The sequence below is a fragment of the Paenibacillus sp. OT2-17 genome, assembly GCF_009827695.1.
Taxonomy (GTDB): domain Bacteria; phylum Bacillota; class Bacilli; order Paenibacillales; family Paenibacillaceae; genus Paenibacillus; species Paenibacillus polymyxa_B.
Genome location: NZ_WUDQ01000617.1, coordinates 1 through 2,083, shown reverse-complemented (window position 1 = coordinate 2,083; position 2,083 = coordinate 1). Strand labels below are relative to the sequence as shown.

General features: G+C 39.8%; 3 protein-coding genes. All 3 read left to right on the top strand.

What is annotated here, in order from left to right; all coding sequences use genetic code 11:
* The first annotated feature begins 119 nt into the window (after positions 1-119).
* Positions 120-569 (top strand): Imm63 family immunity protein, encoded by a 450-nt coding sequence (locus tag GRP75_RS25295; RefSeq protein ID WP_160790703.1) that lies wholly within the window; start codon positions 120-122, stop codon positions 567-569.
* Between the two features lie 132 nt (positions 570-701).
* A complete protein-coding gene (locus GRP75_RS25290) occupies positions 702-1,685 on the top strand; it encodes an ABC transporter substrate-binding protein (protein ID WP_023988494.1) in 984 nt (327 codons plus the stop codon).
* Positions 1,686-1,718: 33 nt separating this feature from the next.
* Positions 1,719-2,083, top strand: a 365-nt coding sequence (locus tag GRP75_RS25285) for an iron chelate uptake ABC transporter family permease subunit (protein ID WP_160790702.1), incomplete at its 3' end; no start/stop codon positions are given.

The following is a 2,083-nucleotide window of genomic DNA, read 5'->3' as shown; positions in this document are numbered from 1 at the left end:
CATCAAACAGAATTGTTAATGGTTGGTAAAAAAAGAATTTGACTTCTTATTGCATCACTTGTGATCTAACATGATTATGACTTGAATTTATTTAGTAGAGAAAGGGAAGGGAAAATCTGATGAAAAAAATATATAGCGAACAAGAACTCATAGATATGACTATTAAACAGCTTGAACACACTTCAATATATGAAGACCAGTATGAGCAATATGTAAGACGACCTTTCCGTACGGATTTTTATGATGATCTGAGCCCGTATGTGCAAGTGGGCAAGCGGGGTTATACGCTCCAGATGTATGAAAGAGGCATACAGATGCTGAACAAGCTTACGAAAGAGGAAGAGGATGTGATTTATTGGATCATCGAAGATACAATTCACATCATTGCTCATCTAAATTTGCTTCGCAAATATAAAGTGGATAACATAAATACTCATTTAAAATATACCAAGGAAATCACGAAGGAGCTGACAACTGCAATGAACAAAGCATTTTATGAAATTGGAGGAATCTACCAGGAATGGCATGAAGCGAATAGAAGGGGAGCACTGGAGAACCCATTAAAGTAAAACAAAAAAATAAAGAAACAGTTGACAATCACTAATATAAAATTTACAATTTTATATTAGTGATAATGATTATCAATATCACTAATTTTAAGTATGTTTTGCACTTACTATATTTCAAAGGAGATTTACAACATGCATCGTATGATGAACAAGAAATTTCACATGATTTTATGTGCACTATTCGTAGTGATTTTTGTTATTTCAGGTTGTGGGAATGCTGGCAGTTCCTCTGATTCATCTGCTAAACCCGCGTCGCCCACGAAGGAAGAGGTAAGCAGTGATTCTGATACGCGTACAGTCTCTACGGTAAAAGGAGATGTGAAGGTGCCCGCTAATCCTCAACGGGTAGTAGTGAACTGGTATGTTGGCGATGTATTTACACTAGGGATTAAGCCGGCCGCAGTCATGGGGTGGAAACAAGAAACGATGCCTTTTTACGATAAGTTTAACGACATCCCCAATATCGAAAAGTGGGAAACTGAGGAAATTATGAAGTATGATCCTGATCTCATCATTACATATGATACAAAGGATTATGATAAGCTCTCTAAAATTGCGCCTGTTCTTGTGATACCTGAGGATAAAATGACCTCCCTAGAACGTTTGAAATTTCTTGGTCAGGCCACAGGACATGAAGCAGAAGCAGACAAAGTGATTTCACTGTTTGAAAGCAAGCTGAGTCAGGCCAAAGAAAAACTAAATTCCGACATATTCAAGGACAAAACGTTTAGCATTTTCGAGGACTGGGGCAGTGGCTCCTATGGAATTTATTATGAAACAGGCTCACGTGGAGGAACGTTGCTTTACAATTATCTTGGACTTCACAAACCGGAAAAGCTCAACACATTGGTTAAAAGCTCCGGAGAGCGTCGAGGTTCTTTATCCTACGAGGTAGCTGCTGAATACTTTGGAGATTATGTCCTTTGGTTTAAGCAGGAAGGCAAGGAATCCGAATATGCGAAGACAAAAATCTGGAGTAGTATTCCAGCCGTTAAAAACGGACATATCATCGAAATTCCAGCGAAATATGCAGGACTGTTCTATTATTCGGACGTTGCTAGTATGACGGGGCAGCTAGATTATATTATTAGCAAATTGCTGGAACAGACTAAGTAACGTTGCATAATTGACCAACTAAGGGTGTAATCGATGTCTACTCACAAAGAACCAAATAAAAAAGGAATATTTCATTTTATAGGCTATATGATCATGGGCGTGTTCCTGCTCCTGGTGGTTACCGCAGCATCTATTACCTTTGGTGCTGCGGAAATGAGCTTGAAGCTGGCGTGGGGGGCTATATTTCAGTTTGATCCCAACATTACGGAACATCAGATTATTCACACCTTGCGTTTTCCACGCACCGTGGCAGATATCATAGTAGGGTGCAGCTTGGCTGTGTGTGGGGCAATTATGCAGGGAACCACTCGTAATCCACTAGCGGATTCGGGACTCATTGGCATAAGTTCAGGCTCGACATTTGCTATTGCGTTATGTATGGCCTTTTTGCCTGGTCG

Excerpts from the sequence above, each read along its gene's own strand:
- GRP75_RS25290 (WP_023988494.1), top strand. The coding sequence starts at position 702 with ATGCATCGTATGATGAACAAGAAATTTCACATGATTTTATGTGCACTA.
- GRP75_RS25295 (WP_160790703.1), top strand. The coding sequence starts at position 120 with ATGAAAAAAATATATAGCGAACAAGAACTCATAGATATGACTATTAAA.